Origin of the sequence: Nonomuraea sp. NEAU-A123, from assembly GCF_018603905.1 — a bacterium.
Classification (GTDB): Bacteria; Actinomycetota; Actinomycetes; order Streptosporangiales; family Streptosporangiaceae; genus Nonomuraea.
Window position 1 is genome coordinate 61,648 of record NZ_JAHFZZ010000039.1, and the last position, 20,705, is coordinate 82,352.

Below are 20,705 nucleotides of genomic sequence, written 5' to 3' on the forward strand. Positions count from 1 at the left end.
GAGAAGCCCTGGTAAGGGCCTGGCAGTAACCTGTCACCTACCTGTCAGGCTCTGGAGCCGGCAGGAAACGGGCCCACTGGACGGCCGGAAAGTTGGGCCTTTCCCAACCACCACAACGTCCTCACCCTCAGTTCAGGCGCGTGTCAACAACTAGCCCACGCGCTCGAGGAGGACGAGGTGAAACGCCGTTTTGTCATCCTGCTAGCCGTCCTCGGCCTGGTCTGCCTGACCGGCATGACCGGAGCCGGGGCCGCCGCCGAGCCGTCGCCGAACCGGCAGTATCGCGTGGAGGGACCGGCGAACGCCCAGCAACGCAGTGCCGTCGCGGCGACCGGCGCCGCGATCGACGAGGTGACCAAGGACTCGGTCCTGATCACCGCCACGGCAGCCGAGGTGGACGCGATCAGGAACCTCGGCTACCGGGTAGCGGAGGTGCCGCGCCCGTTATCCCCGTCCGGCGGCGTCGGGCCCTTTGACTTCCCGTCCGCGGACTCCGCCTACCACAACTACGCGGAGATGAACACCGACATCAACGCGCTCGTCGCCGCCCATCCGAGCATCGCGACCGTCTCCACGTACGGCACGTCGTACCAGGGCAGGGCGCTGCGTGTGGTCAAGATCAGTGACAACGTCGCGACCGACGAGGCCGAGCCGGAAGTGCTCTTCACCGCGCACCAGCACGCCCGCGAGCACCTCACGGTGGAGATGGCGCTCTACCTGATGCACCTGCTGGTGGACAACTACGGCACCGACACCCGGATCACGAACCTGGTGAACTCCAGGGAGATCTGGATCATGCCGGACCTGAACCCGGACGGCGGCGAGTACGACATCGCCACCGGCAGCTACCGCTCCTGGCGCAAGAACCGCCAGCCGAACAGCGGCTCCTCGGCCGTCGGGACCGACCTGAACCGCAACTGGGCCTACAACTTCGGCTGCTGCGGCGGCTCCTCCGGCTCGGCCTCCAGCGAGACCTACCGCGGCGCCTCGGCCGAGTCGGCACCCGAGGTCAGGAGCACGGCCAACTTCGTCCGCGGCCGGGTCGTCGGCGGCGTGCAGCAGATCAAGTCGAACATCGACTTCCACACCTACTCCGAGCTCGTCCTGTGGCCCTACGGCTTCACCTTCAACGACACGGCGACCGGCATGACCCAGGACGACCACGACGCGTTCGCCGCGCTCGGCCGGAACATGGCCGCCACCAACAGCTACACCCCCGAGCAGGCCAGCGACCTCTACATCACCGACGGCACCATCGACGACTGGCTGTGGGGCGTCTACAAGATCTTCAGCTTCACCTTCGAGATGTACCCCAGGGGCTCCAGCCCGGGCTTCTACCCGCCGGACGAGCAGATCGTGCCGCAGACCACCCGCAACAGGGAGGCGGTGCTCCGCTTCCTGGAGTACTCCGACTGCGTCTACCGGATCATCGGCAAGCAGTCCACGTACTGCGGCACCGGCACCCCGCCCGTGACCGTCTACTCCGACACCTTCGAGACCGACACCGGCTGGGCCGCCAACCCGAGCACCGCCGACACGGCCACCACCGGCGCGTGGGAGCGCGGTGATCCGGAGGCCACCACCTCCTCGGGAACCAAGCAGCTCGGCACCACGGTCAGCGGCACCAACTGCCTGGTGACGGGCCGTCTCGCGGGCACCGCCGCCGGTGACTTCGACATAGACGGCGGCACCACGTCGATCCAGTCGCCGCCCATCACGCTGCCGTCCACCGGCACACTCAACCTCTCGCTGTCGTGGTACCTGGCGCACGGCTCGAACGCCTCCAGCGCCGACTCCTTCCGGGTCAGCGTGGTCGGCGACACCACGACGACCGTCTTCCAGCAGACCGGCGCGGCGGCCAACCGCGACGGGGCCTGGGCCACGGCCACGGCCGGCCTGAACGCGTACGCGGGGCAGACGGTGCGCATCCTCGTCGAGGCCACCGACGCCTCCGGCGCGTCCCTGGTCGAAGCGGGCGTCGACGACGTCCGCATCACCCAGCAGAACTGATTTTTCCGGGTCATTACGGCGGAGCGCCGAGTTTCGGCGCTCCGCCGTTTTGGGTCTTGTTAGACCCGGGTGTCAAGGCTACGATCGCGTCAACTCTTAGGAAACTTTCCTAAAAGAAATCTTGAATCAGGAAGCCATGTCCCGGTCGCCGCCCCCATCGTCCGCTCTGGCCCGTCATTCGCGACGTGTTCCGGGGCCGTGGGAACGACCGTCCGGCGTGGCTGTTCCCCTCTCGTTCTGACTGACCGAGCAAACCCCTGCTGCCACCCCCCAGCGGCCCGTCACACCTCCGCGGGCCCATGCCGTACGGCTTGCGCTCTCACCCCCCGGCGCAAGCCGTACGGCACGACACAAGGACATGACCCGCCAAGCCGCACCACCAGGGAATGCCATGAGATTTCGCCGCATGTTCCTCGCCTTACTCGCCGCCCTGGCCATGATGGGCGCCGGGCTCACCACCGCCATGCCCAGCGCCTACGGGTCGGTGGCCTTCGCCTACCCCGCGTGGACGGCATGGACGGCCTACACCGTGGGCACCCGCGTCACCTACAACGGCGTCGACTACGAGTGCATCCAGGCCCACACCTCCCAGCCCGACTGGACACCGCCGGCGGTGCCCGCCCTGTGGAAGGTCGTCTCCGGCGGCGGCACCGACACCACCGCGCCCTCGGTGCCCGGCAACCTGCGCTCGACCGGCGCCACCTCCAGCAGCGTCTCGCTGGCCTGGGACGCCTCCACCGACAACGTGGGCGTCACCGGCTACAACGTCTATCGCGGCTCGACGCTGGTGACGACGGCCACCGGCACCACGTACACCGACGGCGGGCTCGCCGCCTCGACCAGCTACACCTACACGGTCCGCGCCCGTGACGCCGCCGGCAACCTCTCGGCCGCCGGCAACTCCGTCACCGCGACCACCTCGGCCGGCACCGGCGCCCCCGGCCAGCCGGGCTCGCCGAGCGTCAGCGCGTCCACCAGCAGCTCGCTCTCCCTGTCGTGGGGCGCGTCGTCGGGCACGGTCACCGGCTACCGCGTGTACGAGGGCAGCACGGTCAGGGCCACGGTCACCGGGACGTCGGCCACCATCGGCTCCCTGGGCGCCTGCACCTCGCACACCTACACCGTCAGGGCGTACAACTCGGTAGGCGAGTCGGCCTCCAGCGCCGCGGTCACCGGGACGACCACCGGCTGCACGACCGGCGCCAGACTGCCCGGCGCGCCGTACCTCTACATGGGCTGGGGCAACCCGCCCGCGCCCGCCTCGGTGATGAGCGCGACCGGCGTCAAGTCGTTCACGATGGCGTTCATCCTGTCCAGCGGCGGCTGCAACGCGGCCTGGGACGGTAGCCGTCCCCTGACCGGCGGCGCCGACGCGCAGGCCATCTCGGCCATCAAGTCGGCCGGCGGCAGCGTGCAGGTCTCGTTCGGCGGCTGGTCGGGCAACAAGCTCGGCCCCAACTGCTCGACGCCCGCCGCGTTCGCCGGCGCGGTGCAGACGGTCATCAACGCCGTCGGGCCCGCCGCGGTCGACTTCGACATCGAGAACACCGACGAGTTCGAGAGCGAGGCCGTCCAGGACCGCATCCTGAACGGCCTCAAGATCGTCAAGCAGAACAACCCCAACGTCAAGGTCGTCGTCACCTTCGGCACCTCGACCACCGGCCCCACCTACTGGGGCACCCGCCTGATCAACCGCTCGAAGGAGCTCGCGGTCCCGATCGACAACTACACGATCATGCCGTTCGACTTCGGCGGCGGCTCGAACATGTACCAGAGCACGGTCAACGCCTCCGAGGGGCTCAAGAACACCCTCAAGACGGCCTTCGGCTGGACGGACGCCCAGGCGTACGCACACATGGGCATCTCGGGCATGAACGGCCTGTCTGACCAGCAGGAGCTCACCTCCACGGCCACCTGGACCCAGATCCGTGACTACGCCAGGAACAACGGGCTGACCAGGCTCGCGTACTGGGCCGTCAACCGCGACCGGCCATGTCCGGGCGGCGGAGTCGTGTCGAACTGCAGCGGGATCGCCCAGTCGGACTGGGACTTCACCAGGATTACGGCCGGCTTCTAACCAGGACTGGCCCACCGCCCCGCCGCACCGGAACCTCGCCGCCGGTGCGGCGGGCGGCTCAAAGCCGGCGCGGGCGGCACTTCCACCAAGAAGGGGACCTCCATGAACCTGCGAGGACTCGCGGCGAGCGCCGCCATCGCCCTGGGGCTCATCGCCCTCCACGCCACCCCCGCCGCAGCCGCCAATATCCTGACAAATCCGGGCTTCGAATCCGCCCTGACCAGCTGGACCTGCTCGACCACAGCCGCTGCCCAGGCGGTCTCGCAGCCCGTTCACGGCGGCACGAAGGCCCTGCAGGCCACTCCGGCGGGCAACGACTACGCCAGATGCGCGCAGACCGTGACGGTCAAGCCCAGCACGACCTACCAGTTGTCGGCCTGGGTGCAGGGCAACTACATCTTCCTGGGCGCGACGGGCTCGGGGATCGACGTCAGCACGTGGGCCGCCCCGGGCAGTCAGTGGCAGCAGCTGAAAACCTCGTTCACCACCGGCGCGGGTGTGACGAGCGTGAGCGTCTACGTCAACGGCTGGTACGGCCAAGGCGCCTACTACGCCGATGACGTGGTGCTGGACGGACCGGGCGGAACCCCGGACACCCAGGCGCCGACCGTGCCGGGAAGCCCGGCGGTCGGCGGCGCCACCAACTCCAGCCTGACCGTGACGTGGTCCGCCTCCACCGACAACTCCGGCAGCATCGCCGCCTACGAGGTCTCCAGGGACAACGCGGCCCCCACGGCGGTCACCGGCACCAGCTACACGGCCACCGGGCTCAGCGCCAACACGACCTACGGGTTCCGCGTCAGGGCGTGTGACGCGGCCGGCAACTGCTCGGCGTACACGGCCTCCGTCAGCGGGAAGACCACCAACGACACCACGCCGCCCACCGGCGACATCCGCTACGCGCCCTACGTCGACATCACCATGACCACCCCGTCCCTGACCGGCGCCGCCGCCGCGACCGGGGTGAAGAACTACACGCTGGCTTTCGTGCTCGGCGACAGCACGGGCTGCAACCCGGCCTGGGGCGGGGTCATCCCGCTGGCCGACTCCAGGATCATCAACGACGTCAAGGCGCTCCAGGCCCAGGGCGGCCAGGTGGTCGTCGCGAGCGGCGGCGCCCAAGGCCCGTACCTGGAGCACAACTGCGGCACCACCGCCACCCTGCTCGCCGCCTACAAGAAGGTGCTCGACACGGTCGGCACGAACCAACTGGACGTCGACGTCGAGGCGGCGATCGATGTGAACAAGGTCAACAGCGCGCTGAAGCAGTTGCAGACCGAACGCGGCACCGTCGTGCGCTACACGCTGCGCGTGCAGGCACAGGACTACGGGCTCGACCCGTTCTCGGTGCAGATCCTCCAGGACGCCGCCGCCAAGGGCCTGAACGTGATCGTCAACCCGATGGTCATGGACTTCGGCTACACCGGCAACTGGGGCGACGCGATGGTCTCAGCCGCCCAGGCGACGATCGGCCAGATGAAGGGCGTGTGGCCGTCGAAGACCGACGCTCAGATCAAGCGCCTGCTCGGCGTCACCCCGATGATCGGCAAGAACGACACGGGCCAGACCACCACCCAGGCCGACGCCCGCAAGCTGCGTGACTGGGCCAACACCAACCACATCGGTTTCGTCGGCTTCTGGTCGATGGGCCGGGACAACGGCGGCTGCCCCAACGGCAGCGTCTCGCCGACGTGCAGCGGGATCGCTCAGTCGGCGTACGAGTTCACCGGCATCTTCAAGGGATTCACCGGATAAGGCTCAACGCACGAGTTGAGTCGGCTTCACGGGGAGGCCCAGCCCCGGCGGGCGATACGTCGGCAGGGCCTCCCCGTACTCGTGCATCCACGCGTGATCGACCAGCAGCCGCATCCGCCCCCCGATGAGAACCGCCGCCGGATCCGGCGCAGCGGGCTCCACGTAGTCGACGGTCAGCTTGGCCACCGCGTCCGCCACCAGGTGGGCGTCGGGCGGCGCCAGGTCGCACCGGTCGTCGGGCCCGATGAGCAGCTCCACCTCGGGCGGGAGCGGATAGATCGGCCGCGGGATGGCCAGCACGCGCGGCGACGGCGCCATCGGCAACCCGTCGCGCACCGCTTCGAGCAGCACCGACCGCGACGACCGCCGGTCGAACAGCCCCGCGGCCAGCGGCCAGCTCAGCGCCCCCACGTCCGTGCCGTCCTCGCCGCAGGCGTGCAGGCACAGGTACGGCACCAGCGGGACGGCCGACCCCGCCCCGGCCTGCGCCCACCCGCTACCGCAGCCGGTCAGCACGAGCAGCGCCAGCATGGCCCGGTAGGCGGTGTCCGCGTGGTTGGTCTCCAGCCGCCCCGGCACGATCATGCACCGCCCGCCGGTCTTCTCCGCCGTCACCCCCAGCTCCCGCGCGATCTTCAGCGTGCGAGAGGCGGCCACCCCCGTGTACGTCTCCTGCCAGGCAGGCGTGTACGGCTCACCGCGATCGTCATAACCGCCGGGCCACTGGCCGGGCAGCCCGTCGCGGGCCACCCCGTACACCGCCAGCAGCAGGTCGAACACGGTCGTCGCCAGCTCGTCGCCGTCGCTGACCACCGGCACCCCGCGCCGCAGCAGCCCCGGCCCGTCATCGAAGCGCGGCAGCAGCACCTCCACCGAGTCGCCGCCGTACACGCTCAGTCCCTCGGCCGGCCGCCCGACCAGCCCGCCGGCCACGAAGGCGTCGCCGTGTTCGCGCAGCCGGACCAGGAACGGCAGGTCCGTACGCTCCATGGCGTGCCCGGCGAACGCCGCCCGGTCCAGGAAGAACTCCTTGAGCAGCACATGCCCCATGGCCATGGCCAGCGCGCCGTCGGTGCCCGGCCGGACGACCAGGGTCTCGTCCGACAGGCGTGTCGGGTGCGGCCCGATCGCCACGACCTTCTGCCCTTTGTAGCGCCCGGCGATCACCAAGGGCGTGCCGGGCGTGCGGACGAGCCTGTTGTTCTCTCCCCACAGCAGCACGTACGCCGCGTGCGGCCAGTCCTCCGGCAGCGTCCCGGGGAACCCGTGGCCGAGCAACTGGTCCGGCACGCTGGACTGCTCGGTCAGCACCGCGCCGCCGAGGCCGGCGACCAGCCCGGCGAGCGGCGAGGTGGACAGCGCGGCCACCCGGTCCGCGCCGTGCTCGGCGGCCGTGTGCACGATCGCCGCGGCGGTCAGCTCGGCCGCGGTACCGTCGTCGAGCGGTACCCGTCTGCCGCCCCTGGCCTGCTGGTAGAGCTGCGAATTTCCTGTGAGTTTCGCCCAGGCGGCAACCGGGTCACGGAGCCCGCCTTTCACCTCGAAATAGAGCCTTACCAGAGCCTGGTTGACCTGCGATCCCCCCATGCAAAAAGTTCAGCACAGAGGGTCATGTTCTATCGCGTTACGACCCGCCATGTCAGGGATAAGAATCGGAACCCCTGGTGGAAGTACTCAGATGAGTACGGCAGGCTAGAAGCCGCCATGGAATACGCAGTTCTCACGGGGACCATCCTCGTCGCAGGTGTCCTGCTCGCTCTCATCGCCCAGTGGCGTGACTGGCGGCCTCCGCTGCTGGTGTCCGTCCTCGTGGGCGTTGCCGTGCGGGTGCTCCTGATGTTCACCGCCGCCAACGACGCTTGGCAGCCCGTCGACTTCATGGAGAGCTTCCAGCCGGCCGGCCAGGCGGTGCTGAACGGCCAGGACCCGGTCCTGGCCAGCGAGGGTGGCTGGCACTTCCTGCCGACCATCCCCTACGTCTACGGGATCCTGCTGTGGCTGGGCATCCCGTGGGTCTACGCCGGGCGCCTGGTCACCGTGGTCGCCGACATCGTGCTGATCCCGCTGGTCGCCAAGCTGGCCGGCGGCCCGAAGGCGTCGCTGCGCGCCCTGCAGTACGCGCTCAACCCGCTCGCCCTGCTCGTCGCCTGCATCCATGGCCAGGTCGAGCCGGTGGCGCTGGTCTTCGGCGTGGCCGCCTTCGTGGTGGCGCGCGGTCCCGGCGCACCCGAGCGGACCGGCGTCACGACCCGGGTGGTGGCCAAGGTGCGCCGCGGCGTCGCGGCCTACGGCTGGCGGGCGTCGCTGCGCCGGATCGTGGGCCCCGGCGGCATGCTCCACCGCGCCCTGCTGCCCGGCCCGGCCGACCGCGTGGACCTGAGGCGGGGCGCGCTGGCCGGCCTGCTGATGGGCCTGGCGCTGTGTGCGAAGAGCTGGCCGATCTGGCTGATCCCCGGCATGCTGCTCCTGCTGCCCAACCTGCGGGCCAGGGTCGCCGCGCTGTTCATGACCGGCGCGCTGCCGGTGTTCTTCCTGGTCACGCTGCCGGTCTTCGCGGGCACGTCGCTCAAGCAGATCCCCGAGGTCATCAAGACCATCCAGGCCATCCGGCCGATCGTCGGCGAGTGGGGCTGGACACCGCCCTTCACCGGTGGCAACTGGGAGCTGAGGCCAGACCTGGCCACATTCGGCACCTACCTGATCTACGCCTGCGTCGTCGCGGCCGTGCTGATCTGGCGGCGGGCCGACCCGATCGACATGACCATGGCCATTCTGCTGATCTTCATGGTCGTCACGCCGCGGCTGGGCGCCCAGTACCTCCTGTGGTTCATGCCGTTCCTGATCGCCAGGCCCACGAGGTTCGCCTGGCCGGCGATCATCGGGGTCTCGTTGTGGGCGGCGTACGGCTACCTGTACATGACCCAGTTCGACGTGAACACCTGGTGGCTGCTGCACGCCGACTGGTCGAGAGCGTCGATCGTGCTGCTGCCGATCCTGCTCATGGCGATGCCCTGGGGCCGCCGTTCCCCGGCGCCCCAGGTGCTCGCCCCGCCGGTCGAGCCGGTGGGGAAGGCCGCGGTCACGTCAGCGGCATAGCCGCTCCCACAACGTGATCCACTGGTCGGGATGGACGTGGCCCACCACCGCGTCGCGGGCGATGCCCGCCGCGGCGACGGCCGCGTCCACCCCCTCATAGCGGCGTCTGAGCGAGGCGCGCACCGAGCCGCCCACCCCACCGAACCCCAGCTCGACCAGCTCCTGGTAGCCGCGGCCCGCCCCGACCAGCGGCGTGGCCCGCCGCTCGATCCGCAGGATCGCCGAGTCAACCGACGGGACCGGCCGGAAGCTCTCCCTGCCGACCCGGTCGCCCAGCCGCCAGCGGAACCACGGCCACGACTCCACCGTCACCAGGCTCCAGCGGCCGTAGTCGCCCGAACGCTTGCGGGCGTACTCCCGTTGCGTGAGCAGTGTCGCCGACGTCAGGCCCGGCGCCCGGAGGCACCAGCCGACGATCGCCGACGTGACCGAGTAGGGGATGTTGCCGACGACCGCGAACGGCCCCCGCGGCGCCCGCGCGGTCGTGAAGTCGGCCCTGACCACGTCGATCCGGGGATCGTCGCGGGTCCGCGCCGCCAGGCGGCCGGCCAGCCGCGGGTCGATCTCGTAACCGATCACCCGGGCTCCGGCCGCCGCCAGCGCCCAGGTCAGCACGCCCTCGCCCGAGCCGGGTTCGAGCACGAGCCCGTCGGGGGCGGCCGCTTTGACCACCAGCTCGACGGCCTGCCGGTCGACCAGGAAATTCTGCGACAGGGCACGCCTGGCCCGGTCTCTGGGCGTGCGTCCGCCGTTGGTTCTTGTGTGGTTTCCGTGCGCGAAATGCTGCGCCACAGCTGCTGCCCTTTCGGGTCCTCGAGATGAATGGAGCTCTCGAAGGGCCCTGGGCGCGCTCGCGGCCGCCTAAGTCCTAAATCGTCCTGAGTGCGTCCGCTAGCGGGCCAGAGCCCGGCCGCTGCGCAGACGCATGAAGTAGAGGCAATGCATGCGCACGATGCTAGGGAGGCCGTTGGTGGCCCGGCAACCGGATAAAAAACCTGATGCGCGGCCCGCCCCCGATTGGTCACTCTGAAGACGTGCAGGCGACGGTCACCGTGACTCCGATGCAGCTCCCCGAGCTGCTGCTGCACGTCGCCGTCGTCCGGTCCCACCTGCGGGCCTCCTCCGACGACTGGCTCAAGTGGGCCGCCGCCAACGGCATCCACCCTGCGAACGGCGCGCCCGCGCTGCCCACCTGGTTCCTCGTCGAGGTCGGCAGGGACGTGCCCAGGCTGATGGCGGCCCGGTCATGAGCCCCCGTACCAAGGTCAAAGCCGACCCGTGGCGCGCCGAGGTGCGCAAGGGCTGGCAGCTCGTCGACCGGCACCCGCTGTTCTCCGTCTACCACTGCTGGCTCTACCCCGCGGAGGAGGGAGAGCTGTCGGCCGACACGTGGGCGGTGGTGACGGAGGACGGGGACATCCGCCACCACCCCCGCCGCCGCGCCGAGGCGGCCGAGTGGGCGTGGGTCTTCGCGCACCTGCTGCTCCACCTGGGCTTCGGCCACGCCGACCCGCGCACCTGCGCGCCGAAGCACCTCGAAGGCGACCGTCCCGAGCCCGCCTACCGGGCCGCGTGCTGCCTGGCCGTCGACCGGTTCCTGCGCACGCTCAAGATCGGCCGCTGCCCCGCGCCGCTGCCCGCCGAACTGCCCGAGCAGGACGAGGTCACGCTGTCGGAGCGCTGGCGCAGGCTCGGCATCCCCGAGGCGTACAAACCGCTCGGCGAGGAGGACTTCCGCGTCTGCTCGGCAGAGATGGCCAAGCACTACGACTTCCCGGCCATGTTCGCGGTCGGCGTCGCCGAGGCGGCCACCGCCGCGCTCGACCGGGCGGGCACGCCGCGCACCACGGCCGACAGGCACGTCGACGGGCCGTGGGACCTGGCGCTGCGCTGGTTCGTCTCCTCCTACCCGCTGCTGGGCGCGCTCGCCGCCGGCATGAAGATCGTCGCGGAGGTGGAGCCGGCCAGGAGCTGGGGGATCTCCATCGCCGCGGTCAGCGCCGAAGCCGGCGAGATCTACGTCAACCCGCTCGCCCGGCAGTCCGAGGAGGAGTGGCGGTTCGTGCTGGCCCACGAGATGCTGCACGCCGCGCTCCGCCACGGCGAGCGGGTCGGCGCGCGCGAGCCGTACATCTGGAACGTCGCCTGCGATTACGTGATCAACGGCTGGCTCGTCGAGATGGGCGTCGGCGAGATGCCGGAAGGGCTGCTGTTCGACCAGACGCTGTCCGGCATGTCGGCCGAGGCGGTCCACGACACGATCGTCACCGACCTGCGGCGGATGCGGAAGCTCGCCACGCTGCGCGGGCGCGGCCTCGGCGACGTCCTCGACCGGCCGCCGCGTCCCGCCCGCGGCTGCGTCGACCTGGACGAGTACTACCGCAACGCGCTCTGCACGGGCCTGGCCTACCACCAGGGCAACGGCCGCGGCTTCGTGCCCGCCGGGCTGGAGCAGGAGATCCGGGCGCTTGACCAGCCGCCGCTGCCGTGGGACGCGCAGCTGGCCCGCTGGTTCGACGAGCACTTCCAGCCGGAGGAGAAGCGGCGCTCCTACGCCCGCGCCTCCCGCCGCCAGGCCGCCACCCCGGACATCCCGCGCCCCGGCTGGCTGCGGCCGGAGGAGGTGGTCAGGAGGGCCACGTTCGGCGTCGTCCTCGACACCTCGGGCTCGATGGACGTCAAGCTGCTCGGCAAGGCGCTCGGCGCGATCGCCTCCTACGCCACGGTCCGCGACGTGCCGCGGGCGCGCGTGGTGTTCTGCGACGCGATCGCGTACGACGCCGGCTACCTGCCGGTCGAGGACATCGCGAACCGGGTCAGGGTACGCGGCCGGGGCGGCACGATCCTGCAGCCGGGAGTCAGCCTGCTGGAGCGGGCCGACGACTTCCCGGCCGACGGGCCGATCCTGCTCATCACCGACGGCCAGTGCGACGTGATCCGCATCCGCCGCGAGCACGCCTTCCTCGTGCCGCAGGGCGCTTCGCTGCCGTTCCGGCCGCGCGGGCCGATCTTCTTCATGAAATGACTTTGAGCTGGCTTTGAAGTGGCTGGGGTAAACCTTTACCCATGGACCGACCGGCCAGGGTGCTCGTCGTGGACGACGAGCCGAACATCCGTGCCCTGCTCTCGCAGACGTTGCGACTGGTCTCGTTCGAGGTCAGGACCGCCGGGTCCGGCGCCGAGGCGGTACGGGCCGCCAGGGAGTTCGAGCCCGACATCGTGGTGCTCGACGTGATGATGGAGGACATCGACGGGTTCGAGGTGGCCAGGCGGCTCGGCGCGAGCGTCCCGGTGCTGTTCCTGACCGCGCGCGACACGGTCGAGGACCGCGTCCAGGGGCTCACGCTGGGCGCCGACGACTACGTGGCCAAGCCGTTCAGCCTGGAGGAGGTGGTGCTGCGCATCCGGGCCATCCTGCGGCGCAGCCGTACCGAGACCGCGCGCGAGGACGTGCTGCGCTACGCCGACGTGGAGCTCGACGTGGCCGCGCACGAGGTACGCCGCGGCGGCGTGCTCGTCGAGCTGTCGCCCACCGAGTTCAACCTGCTCGCCTACCTGCTGACGAACGCCGGCCGGGTGGTGAGCAAGGCGCAGATCCTCGACAGCGTGTGGCGCTACGACTTCGACGGCGACTCCAGCATCGTCGAGTCGTACGTCTACTACCTGCGCAAGAAGATCGACAAGTGGGAGCCGCAGCTCATCCACACCGTGCGTGGCGTCGGCTACACGCTCAGGACCCCGCGGTGAGGCCGAGCAGGTGGACGCTGCGCGCCCGGCTCGTCATGGCGATACTCGGGCTCACCACGGTCGCGCTCGTCCTGGCCAACGTGGTCGGCATCGCGCTGCTCAGCGACAACCTGCTGCGCCGCGTGGACGACCAGCTCAACGGCATGAGCACCGTCGCGGCGAAGATCCCGGCGACCGCCGACCTGCTCGGCGGCGGCCAAGCCATGTCCATGGGGCAACTGCTGACCAAGCGGGTCGCCTCCGTGGCCCGGATCTACATCTACTCCGCCGACGGCAAGCTGCTGACCGAGCTGCCGGTCAACTCCGAGACCGGCCCCGAGCTCCTCGACATCCACACCGGCGACGCCTACACCGTGCCCGGCACCACGGGCCCGTCCTGGCGAATGAAGGCGGTCACCGCCGGCACCCACACGGTGGTGTTCGCCCAGTCGCTCGCCGAGATCGAGGCGACCCGCGCCTCGCTCAGCGCCATCGCCTTCGCCGTCAGCGCGCTCGTGCTGCTCCTGCTCGGCCTGGCCGCCGACGCCGTCGTACGGCTCGGCCTGCGCCCGCTGACCAGGATGGAGCGTACGGCCGGCCAGATCGCCATGGGCGACTTCGCCAGCCGGGTCCCCGCCCCCGACCCGCACACCGAGCCCGGCCGCCTGGGCACGGCCATGAACGTCATGCTCGACCGCGTCGAGTACGAGATCGCCGCCAGAACCGACTCCGAGTCCCGCATGCGACGCTTCCTGGCCGACGCCTCGCACGAGCTGCGTACCCCGCTCACCTCGGTCCGCGGCTTCGCCGAGCTCTACCGCCGGGGCGGCGGCGACGAGCCGGAGCTGATGCGCCGGATCGAGGAGGAGGCCGACCGGATGGGCGTGCTCGTCAACGACCTGCTCACCCTGGCCCAGCTCGACCAGGAACGCCCCATGGACCACCACCCCGTCGACCTGCTGGAAGTGGCGGCCGACACCATCCGCGACGCCCGCGTCCGGGTGCCCGGCAGGCAGGTCAAGCTGAGCGGCCTCGGCGGGACGCTGGCCCCCGTCTCGGTCATGGGCGACGAGGCCAGACTGCGCCAGGTCGCCGCCAACCTGGTCGGCAACGCGCTCGTGCACACCCCGCAGGACGCGTCGGTCACCGTCAGCGTGGGCACGTCGCGCGGCATGGCGGTCTTCGAGGTGGCCGACACCGGGCCCGGCGTGCCGCGGCAGCACGTCCCGCACGTCTTCGACCGGTTGTACCGCGTCGGCCAGGGCAGATCCAGGACCGACGGCGGCGCGGGGCTGGGCCTGGCCATCGTGGCCGCCATCGTACGGGCCCACGGCGGCAAGATCGAACTCGACTCGGCGCCGGGGCAGGGCGCCACCTTCCGGGTGCTCCTACCGGGCTCCTAGGCGGCTCCCAGGCTCCTCTGATCGGCGCTCGGCACATTCGGAGCATGAAGAAAATCCTCCTCGCGACCGCCACCGCGGCGCTGGCTCTGGCCGCCACCGCGTGCGGCGCGCAACCGAGCTCGACGGGAGTCGCCTCCGTCAAGGCCGCCTCGGCCGCGCCGACGGCCGCCGCCTCGCCCACGGCCACCGTCGATCCACAGGAACAGGCCAGGAAGTTCGCCGCGTGCATGCGCGAACACGGCGTCGACATGCCCGACCCCGACCCCGACGGCGGTGGCGGCCTCCAGGCGATGTCCGCCATCAAGGGCGACAAGGGCGCGATCACGAAGGCGCTGGAGTCCTGCCGGTCCGTCGCGCCCGTCAGGGACCGCAAGGCGCTCAAGCCGGAAGAGGCGGAGCAACTGCGCCAGTTCGCCGCATGCATGCGCAAGAACGGCGTCGACATGCCCGACCCCGACGCCAGTGGCGCCATCGCCAAGGGCACGGCCCGCAACTTCAAGCCGGACGACCCGGCGTTCAAGAAGGCGTACGAGGCGTGCCGGGCCACCTTCCCGAAGCTGGGCCAGACGAAATGACCCAGGTGAAGGAGGCGAAGGCCGATCCCGAGATCCTGGCCGTCCGGCCGCGCCGCCGCCGGCCGCTGCGCGCGGCCGCCTGGACCGGCGGCGCCGCCCTGCTCGCCGCCGCCGTCGCGGCCGCCGCCATCGGCTTCGGCGGCAACGGCTCGGGCACGGCCGTCGCCGGCCGCACGCCCCCGGCGACCGCCAAGGTGACCCGTACGACGCTCACCGAGACCAAGACCGTGGACGGCACGCTCGGCTACGGCGACACCCGCACCGTCACCGCCAAGTCCCAGGGGACGATCACCTGGCTCCCCGCGGAAGGCTCCACCATCACCAGAGGCAAGGCCGTCTACAGCATCGACGCCGACCGCCGCCCCCTGCTCTACGGCGGCATGCCCCTCTACCGCGTCCTCAAGGACGGCGTCGAGGGCAAGGACGTCGAGTTACTGGAGCGGAACCTGGCCAAGCTCGGCTACACCGGCTTCGACGTCGACAAGGACTTCACCTGGGCCACCCGCGAGGCCGTCGAGGACTGGCAGGAGGACCTCGGCCTGGACGTCACCGGCGAGGTCCAGCCCGCCGACGTGGTCGTGGAGAGCGGGCCGCTGCGCGTCGCCGACCTCAAGACCACACTCGGCGCCGGCGGCACGGGACCCGTGCTCACCGCGACGGGCACCACCCGCCAGGTGCTGGTCGACCTCGACGTGGCCGACGCGCACCTGGTCAAGAAGGGTCTCAAGGCCACGGTCGAGCTGCCCGACGGCTCCACCGTGAAGGGCAAGGTCACCAGCGTGGGCAAGGTCGCCACCGAGACGGGCACCGGCGCCGACGCCACCACCACGGTCGAGGTCAAGGTGTCGGTGAGCGGTCTGAAGAAGCCGTTCGACTCCGCCCCGGTCGACGTCACGATCGTGTCGGCCCAGCGCGAGGACGTGCTGGCCGTACCCGTCGGAGCGCTGCTGGCCCTCGCGGAGGGCGGCTACGGCGTGCAGGTCGTCGAAGGCGGGACCACCCAGTACGCGGCCGTCGAGGTCGGCATGTTCGCCGACGGCAAGGTGGAGGTCAACGGCGTCCAGGAGGGCGCGACCGTGGCGGTGCCCAAGTGATCGTCCGGCTGCGCGACGTGAGCAAGGAATACGGCGAGGTGGCCGCGCTGCGCGGCGTCTCCATGGGCATCGAGTACGGCGAGCTCGTCGGCATCGTCGGCCCGTCCGGTTCTGGGAAGTCGACCATGCTCAACATGATCGGCACCCTGGACCGCCCGTCGAGCGGCACCGTGAGCATCGCCGGCCACGACGTGCTCGCGCTCACCGACAAGCAGCTCTCCGCGCTGCGGGCGAACGTCATCGGCTTCGTGTTCCAGCAATTCCACCTCGCCGCGGGCGTGCCCGCGCTGGACAACGTCGCCGACGGCCTGCTGTACGCGGGCCCCTCGCTGCGCGAGCGCCGCCTGCGCGCTTACGAGGCGCTCGACCGGGTCGGGCTCGGGCACCGGCTCGGCCACCGCCCGCACGAGCTGTCCGGCGGCGAGCGGCAGCGGGTCGCGATCGCCCGTGCCGTGGTCGGCGGACCGCGACTGCTGCTGGCCGACGAGCCGACGGGCAACCTCGACTCCCGCTCCGGCGCGGGCGTGATGGACCTGCTGCGCGAGCTGCACGCGGGCGGCACCACCGTGGTCGTCATCACCCACGACCGCGACATCGCCGCCTCGCTCCCGAGGCAGGTCGAGATGCTCGACGGGCTCGTGCAGGGGGTTGAAGCATGACCGCCACCATCCTCACCTCAGCCCGGCTGCGTCCGCGCGACGTCGTCCGGGTCGGCGGCGCGGGCCTGCGGGCCAGGCCGCTGCGGGTGTTCCTGTCGGCGCTCGGCATCGCCATCGGCATCGCGGCCATGCTCGGCGTCGTCGGCATCTCGGCCTCCAGCCAGGAGGACCTGAACCGCCAGCTCGAATCGCTCGGCACGAACCTGCTCACCGTCTCACCCGGCCAGGACCTCTTCGGCGCGGGCTCCCACCTGCCCGCCGAGGCGGAGGGCATGATCGAGCAGATCGCACCCGTCACCTCGGTCACCGCCACGGGCACCACGCCCGCCAAGGTGTACCGCAACGACCACATCCCGGCGGCCGAGTCGGGCAGCATCTCGGTCACCGCCGCCCGCCTGGACCTGCCGCACGACGTGGGCGCCCAGATCGTCAGCGGCACCTGGCTGAACGAGGCCACCCAGCGCTACCCGGCCACCGTGCTCGGCGCCAAGGCGGCCGACCGGCTCGGCGTCGTGCGGGCGGGCCCCGACCAGCGGGTCTGGCTGGGCGGGCAGTGGTTCACCGTCGTCGGCGTGCTCGGCGCCGCACCGCTCGCCCCCGAACTCGACACCGCGGCGCTGATCGGCTGGCCGGTCGCCGAGGAGCGGCTGGACTTCGACGGTTACCCGACCACGATCTACGCCAGGGCCGAGGAGGCGTCCGTCGTCGCGGTACGCGACGTGCTGGGCCCCACCGCCAACCCGGAGAAGCCCAACGAGGTCGAGGTCTCCAGACCGTCGGACGTGCTGGCCGCCAAGCAGGCCACCGACGCCACGCTGAACGCCCTCCTGCTCGGCCTCGGCGGCGTCGCCCTGCTGGTCGGCGGTGTCGGCGTGGCCAACACGATGGTGATCTCCGTACTCGAACGGCGGGCCGAGATCGGGCTGCGCCGCTCGCTGGGCGCCACCCGCGGGCAGATCAGGCTGCAGTTCCTGGCCGAATCGCTGCTGCTGTCGGCCATCGGGGGCGTCGGCGGTGTGGTGCTCGGCATCGGCGTCACGGCCGCGTACGCGAGCTTCCAGGGCTGGCCGGCGATCGTGCCGGTCTGGGCCATGCTCGGCGGCGTGCTCGCGACCCTGGTCATCGGCGGGATCGCCGGGTTCTACCCGGCCGTGCGGGCCGCTCGCATGTCGCCCACGGAGGCACTGGCCACGCCCTGACGCGCTCGTCCACGCCGTCGTCGCGCCTCTTCCCGCCCGCGTACGGCGGGCGGCATCGCCGACGGGTCGGCGTGTCCGATTCTTACAAGAGAACCCGGCCCGGCGTGGGTAGCTTCGCCGGTATGGAGATGATTTCCCAGGCGGAGACATATGTGCTGCTGCACGGGCGGCTGATCGACAGGCTCAGGTTCGCCGCCCTGTTCAGAGGTGCCTCCCGTACGCGGGTGCTGGACGCGCTGCGCTGCTACCGCAACGACGACGGCGGCTTCGGCAACGCGCTCGAACCGGACCTGCGCGGAGCGGCCAGCCAGCCCGAACCGGTCGAGGTGGCGTTCTCGATCCTCGACGAGCTGGACGCCTTCGACGATCCGATGGTGGCCGCCGCCTGCGACTACCTCGTCAGCGTCACGACCAAGGACGGCGGCGTGCCGTTCGTGCTGCCGAGCGTGCGCGACACGCCGCGGGCGCCCTGGTGGGAGACCGGCGACGAGCCGCCGGGCAGCCTCGTTCCCACCGCGTCGCTCGCCGGGTTCCTGCACAAGCACGGCGTCGACCATCCGTGGCTCGGGCCCGCCACCGACTTCTGCTGGTCGGCGATCGCCGGCATCTCCGACACCACCCCGTACGAGGCGCGGGCCGTCGTCCAGTTCCTGGACCTCGTGCCGGACCGGCCGCGGGCCGAGGCGGAGTTCGGCCGGCTGCGCGAGGCCCTGCTGGCCACGGTCACCTTCGACCCCGGAGCGCCCGGCGAGGCGCATTTCCCCCTCGACTTCGCTCCGTCGCCGCTGCGGCTGCCGCTGTTCACGCAGGACGTACTGGACCGGCACCTCGACGCGCTCGCCGCCGCCCAGTCGGAGGACGGCGGCTGGCGCGGGAACTGGCTGATGTGGACGCCCGTGGTGGAGCACGAATGGGGCGGCTACCTCACCGTGCACCGGCTGCGGACGCTGCGGGCGTACGGGCGGCTGTGACTTCTTGTCGGTGGCCGTGCGTACCTTGGTGGCATGTACGAGGAGCGGCCTCCCGGGGACGGCTTCGACGGCCGGGTCACCTGCGTGTGGCGGCAGGCGGTCGAGGCCGACAGCACGCAGCTCGTGGTGCCTGACGGATGCGTGGACCTCATCTGGGGGCCTTCGGGGGCGTTCGTGGCGGGGCCGGACACCGGGCCGATGCCGGTGCGGATGCGGGCGGGTGACGCCTTCACCGGGATCCGGTTCAAGCCGGGCGGTGTGGGGGACGTGTTCGGCGTCCCCGTGCACGCCCTGCGTGATCAGCGGGTGCCGGTGACGGACCTGGGGTTCTCCGTGGCCGGTGGGCGGCTGGCGGTCATGCGGGCGGCGATCGTGGCCCGGCTCCGGGCCACCGCGCCCGCCGACGCCGCGGCGCCGGCGATCGCCGAGGCGCTCCGGGCGGGGCGGAGCGTGGGAGAGGTCGCTTGGACGCTGGGGTTCAGCGAGCGGCAACTGCTGCGGCGGAGCATGGCTTCGTTCGGATACGGGCCGAAGGTCCTGCAGCGGGTCGTCCGGTTCCAGCGGGCGCTGAAACTGGCCCGTGCGGGGGTGGCGCTGGCGGAGGTGGCGGTGATCGCGGGCTACGCGGATCAGGCGCACCTGGCCAACGAGGTCAAACGGTTGAGCGGGGTGACTCTGGCGGAGCTCCGGATATGAGAGCGGCCGCCCAGCCCGCGCCGGGGTCGCTGTCGACGAGGAGCGCCCGCGTGAGCAGGCTCAGGGGGATCGCCAGCAGCGCGCCCAGCGGCCCCAGCACGAACGCCCAGACGATCAGCGACAGAAACGTCATCGTGGTCGACAGGCCCACCGCGTCCCCCAGGAACTTGGGCTGGATGAACGATTGGATCACCACGTTGATGGCGATATAGGCGGCGATGACGAGGAGCATCTGCTTGATGCCGCCGTCGAGGAGGGCCAGCATCGCGGGCGGGATCAGGCCCAGGACAAAGCCGATGTTCGGGATGTAGTTGGTGATCAGCGCGAGGACCCCCCAGAGGAGGGGCAACGGCACATCCAGGATGGACAGGGCCGTGACGTCCAGCGCCGCGCAGATGAGACCGAAGACCGTGGAGACGATCAGATAGCGCCTGGTCTTGTCGGCGAACGTGGCGAGCGCCGCCACCAGGTGCGGCTTGGTGTCCTTGCCCGCCGCGATGACCCGGGCGATGCCCGGAGTGTCCAGGCACATCGCCAGCAGCAGCACCACGATGAGGAACAGACTGGACAGCACTCCCAGCAGGCTCGACAGCAGGCTCTGCGCCAGTCCGATCACCTTCGCGGGGTCGAAGGTCTGGATCGCCTTGTTCAGCTGGGCGTTGCTGATGCCGTGGGTGGTGGCGAAGTTCTGGGCGTCGGTGAGCAACTGCTGAAACTGCGGGGCGTACGCGGGGAGCAGCGAGGCGAGCTGGGTGACGGAGAAGGTCAGCACCGCGACCATGCCCAGCAGGACGAGCAGCACGATGAGGAAGGGCACGATGACCTGCACCCAACCGGGAGCGCCCGCGCTGGCGAGCCGATTCCGCACGGGGGCGACGGCGATGACCAGCACGAGCGCGAGCACGACAGGGCCCAGGATCGACGCGACCTCGCGCATCCCGAACAGAACGATGACCGCGCAGGCGATACCCAGCATGATGGTGAGGGCTCGGGGCACACGAGGTTCCTACCCGTGGGCAGGGGATGACACCGGGGATCCGTTGATTTGACGGTTCCAGGAGGCGTACATAGAGTTCACCAGTCCCGCGAGGACGGCGATGATCGCCGGTCTCGCTCTGGGGCCCCCTCCAGCTAGATCCATTCTGAAGGCGTTCGCGTCACTCCGAATGGCTGGTAAGTTAGAGGGGTTGTCCCGGAAACGGGGCGGTGTTTATTCCAGAAGGTCGATGCGAGTCGGGTCAATTTGACACCGGGTCGGGCGGCTGAAAAGATAAAGACACAACGAAGACGAAATGTGCGCCTCTCGCAGGTTGGGGAGTACGCGTCCGTTTCTTGAGAACTCAACAGTGTGTTAAAAGCCAGTGCATGATGCACAACCCCGTCATGTTCATGCTTTCGGGTGTGGATGACGGATTCCTTTTTTGGTTGGGATTTCTTTCCCTTC

General features: G+C 70.6%; 17 protein-coding genes. 14 read left to right on the forward strand and 3 right to left on the reverse strand.

Annotated elements, in window-relative coordinates:
* Nucleotides 1–177: 177 nt before the first annotated feature.
* The 3 genes from KLK06_RS56315 to KLK06_RS56325 all read left to right on the forward strand — a co-directional run bounded on the left by KLK06_RS56315 (nt 178) and on the right by KLK06_RS56325 (nt 5,842).
* The gene (locus tag KLK06_RS56315) at nt 178–2,010 is read left to right on the forward strand and encodes a M14 family zinc carboxypeptidase (protein ID WP_214644131.1); all 1,833 of its coding nucleotides are present in this window, start codon (nt 178–180) and stop codon (nt 2,008–2,010) included.
* Nucleotides 2,011–2,401: 391 nt separating this feature from the next.
* Complete coding sequence (locus KLK06_RS56320) at nt 2,402–4,087, forward strand: fibronectin type III domain-containing protein (RefSeq protein WP_214644132.1); 1,686 nt, start codon at nt 2,402–2,404, stop codon at nt 4,085–4,087.
* A gap of 102 nt (nt 4,088–4,189) precedes the next feature.
* Entirely contained in the window at nt 4,190–5,842 is a 1,653-nt protein-coding gene (locus KLK06_RS56325; protein WP_214644133.1) for a carbohydrate binding domain-containing protein, read from the forward strand.
* A 3-nt stretch (nt 5,843–5,845) separates the two neighbouring features.
* Here the strand turns inward: KLK06_RS56325 and KLK06_RS56330 are convergent, their stop codons facing one another.
* Nucleotides 5,846–7,429 carry a molybdopterin-dependent oxidoreductase gene (locus KLK06_RS56330; protein ID WP_214644134.1) on the reverse strand — a complete coding sequence of 528 codons (1,584 nt, stop codon included), beginning with the start codon at nt 7,427–7,429 and terminating at the stop codon, nt 5,846–5,848.
* Between the two features lie 117 nt (nt 7,430–7,546).
* Between KLK06_RS56330 and KLK06_RS56335 the strand changes: the two genes are divergently transcribed.
* The gene (locus tag KLK06_RS56335) at nt 7,547–8,938 is read left to right on the forward strand and encodes a hypothetical protein (RefSeq protein WP_214644135.1); all 1,392 of its coding nucleotides are present in this window, start codon (nt 7,547–7,549) and stop codon (nt 8,936–8,938) included.
* Here the strand turns inward: KLK06_RS56335 and erm are convergent.
* A complete protein-coding gene (gene erm, locus KLK06_RS56340; RefSeq protein WP_214644136.1) occupies nt 8,927–9,730 on the reverse strand; it encodes an ErmE/ErmH/ErmO/ErmR family 23S rRNA (adenine(2058)-N(6))-methyltransferase in 804 nt (267 codons plus the stop codon). The two genes, KLK06_RS56335 and erm, sit on opposite strands and share 12 nt — an antisense overlap.
* 242 nt (nt 9,731–9,972) lie before the next feature.
* On the opposite strand from erm, the gene KLK06_RS56345 reads away from it, so the two are divergent.
* From KLK06_RS56345 to KLK06_RS56390, 10 genes are all read left to right on the forward strand, one after another.
* Nucleotides 9,973–10,188 (forward strand): hypothetical protein, encoded by a 216-nt coding sequence (locus KLK06_RS56345; RefSeq protein ID WP_214644137.1) that lies wholly within the window; start codon nt 9,973–9,975, stop codon nt 10,186–10,188.
* On the forward strand, nt 10,185–11,963 hold the full coding sequence (locus KLK06_RS56350) for a hypothetical protein (RefSeq protein ID WP_214644138.1): 1,779 nt from the start codon (nt 10,185–10,187) through the stop codon (nt 11,961–11,963). The genes KLK06_RS56345 and KLK06_RS56350 overlap by 4 nt, the downstream gene beginning before the upstream one ends.
* Before the next feature lie 41 nt (nt 11,964–12,004).
* Nucleotides 12,005–12,685, forward strand: coding sequence for a response regulator transcription factor (locus KLK06_RS56355; protein WP_214644139.1), 681 nt, complete (start codon nt 12,005–12,007; stop codon nt 12,683–12,685).
* A complete protein-coding gene (locus KLK06_RS61150) occupies nt 12,682–14,067 on the forward strand; it encodes a cell wall metabolism sensor histidine kinase WalK (protein ID WP_214644140.1) in 1,386 nt (461 codons plus the stop codon). Before KLK06_RS56355 ends, KLK06_RS61150 begins: the two co-directional genes overlap by 4 nt.
* A gap of 44 nt (nt 14,068–14,111) precedes the next feature.
* Nucleotides 14,112–14,642 carry a hypothetical protein gene (locus KLK06_RS56365; protein ID WP_214644141.1) on the forward strand — a complete coding sequence of 177 codons (531 nt, stop codon included), beginning with the start codon at nt 14,112–14,114 and terminating at the stop codon, nt 14,640–14,642.
* Nucleotides 14,639–15,736: a peptidoglycan-binding protein gene (locus KLK06_RS56370; protein ID WP_214644142.1), complete on the forward strand. Its 1,098-nt coding sequence runs from the start codon at nt 14,639–14,641 to the stop codon at nt 15,734–15,736. The genes KLK06_RS56365 and KLK06_RS56370 overlap by 4 nt, the downstream gene beginning before the upstream one ends.
* Complete coding sequence (locus tag KLK06_RS56375; protein WP_308168982.1) at nt 15,736–16,395, forward strand: ABC transporter ATP-binding protein; 660 nt, start codon at nt 15,736–15,738, stop codon at nt 16,393–16,395. Before KLK06_RS56370 ends, KLK06_RS56375 begins: the two co-directional genes overlap by 1 nt.
* Nucleotides 16,392–17,594, forward strand: coding sequence for an ABC transporter permease (locus KLK06_RS56380; protein ID WP_214644143.1), 1,203 nt, complete (start codon nt 16,392–16,394; stop codon nt 17,592–17,594). Before KLK06_RS56375 ends, KLK06_RS56380 begins: the two co-directional genes overlap by 4 nt.
* A gap of 122 nt (nt 17,595–17,716) precedes the next feature.
* The gene (locus KLK06_RS56385) at nt 17,717–18,565 is read left to right on the forward strand and encodes a hypothetical protein (protein WP_214644144.1); all 849 of its coding nucleotides are present in this window, start codon (nt 17,717–17,719) and stop codon (nt 18,563–18,565) included.
* A gap of 33 nt (nt 18,566–18,598) precedes the next feature.
* The gene (locus KLK06_RS56390; RefSeq protein ID WP_214644145.1) at nt 18,599–19,261 is read left to right on the forward strand and encodes a DUF6597 domain-containing transcriptional factor; all 663 of its coding nucleotides are present in this window, start codon (nt 18,599–18,601) and stop codon (nt 19,259–19,261) included.
* Here the strand turns inward: KLK06_RS56390 and KLK06_RS56395 are convergent.
* Complete coding sequence (locus KLK06_RS56395) at nt 19,218–20,258, reverse strand: AI-2E family transporter (RefSeq protein ID WP_308168981.1); 1,041 nt, start codon at nt 20,256–20,258, stop codon at nt 19,218–19,220. The genes KLK06_RS56390 and KLK06_RS56395 overlap by 44 nt on opposite strands.
* Nucleotides 20,259–20,705: the final 447 nt, after the last annotated feature.

Coding starts and splice junctions, on each gene's coding strand:
- KLK06_RS56320 (WP_214644132.1), top strand. CDS start 2,402: ATGAGATTTCGCCGCATGTTCCTCGCCTTACTCGCCGCCCTGGCCATG.
- KLK06_RS56325 (WP_214644133.1), top strand. CDS start 4,190: ATGAACCTGCGAGGACTCGCGGCGAGCGCCGCCATCGCCCTGGGGCTC.
- KLK06_RS56330 (WP_214644134.1), bottom strand. CDS start 7,429: ATGGGGGGATCGCAGGTCAACCAGGCTCTGGTAAGGCTCTATTTCGAG.
- KLK06_RS56335 (WP_214644135.1), top strand. CDS start 7,547: ATGGAATACGCAGTTCTCACGGGGACCATCCTCGTCGCAGGTGTCCTG.
- KLK06_RS56350 (WP_214644138.1), top strand. CDS start 10,185: ATGAGCCCCCGTACCAAGGTCAAAGCCGACCCGTGGCGCGCCGAGGTG.
- KLK06_RS56355 (WP_214644139.1), top strand. CDS start 12,005: ATGGACCGACCGGCCAGGGTGCTCGTCGTGGACGACGAGCCGAACATC.
- KLK06_RS56365 (WP_214644141.1), top strand. CDS start 14,112: ATGAAGAAAATCCTCCTCGCGACCGCCACCGCGGCGCTGGCTCTGGCC.
- KLK06_RS56370 (WP_214644142.1), top strand. CDS start 14,639: ATGACCCAGGTGAAGGAGGCGAAGGCCGATCCCGAGATCCTGGCCGTC.
- KLK06_RS56380 (WP_214644143.1), top strand. CDS start 16,392: ATGACCGCCACCATCCTCACCTCAGCCCGGCTGCGTCCGCGCGACGTC.
- KLK06_RS56385 (WP_214644144.1), top strand. CDS start 17,717: ATGGAGATGATTTCCCAGGCGGAGACATATGTGCTGCTGCACGGGCGG.
- KLK06_RS56390 (WP_214644145.1), top strand. CDS start 18,599: ATGTACGAGGAGCGGCCTCCCGGGGACGGCTTCGACGGCCGGGTCACC.